Source organism: Paenibacillus sp. BJ-4, from assembly GCF_020404765.1.
Taxonomy (GTDB): Bacteria; Bacillota; Bacilli; order Paenibacillales; family Paenibacillaceae; genus Paenibacillus.
Genome location: NZ_JAIVEM010000145.1, coordinates 1 through 246, shown reverse-complemented (window position 1 = coordinate 246; position 246 = coordinate 1). Strand labels below are relative to the sequence as shown.

Sequence of the window (246 nt, the reverse complement as noted above, 5' to 3'; positions counted from 1 at the left end):
GATTTAGTTCCGGGAGTCAGACAGTGAGTGCTAAGATCCATTGTCAAAAGGGAAACAGCCCAGACCATCAGCTAAGGTCCCCAAGTGTGTGTTAAGTGGGAAAGGATGTGGAGTTGCACAGACAACCAGGATGTTGGCTTAGAAGCAGCCACCATTGAAAGAGTGCGTAATAGCTCACTGGTCGAGTGACTCTGCGCCGAAAATGTAACGGGGCTAAACACACCACCGAAGCTATGGCTTGATGCT

Annotated in this window: 1 rRNA gene; it reads left to right on the top strand. The window is 49.6% G+C overall.

The features are described from left to right. Positions 1–246, top strand: a 23S ribosomal RNA gene (locus LCF57_RS22290); the annotation flags it as partial.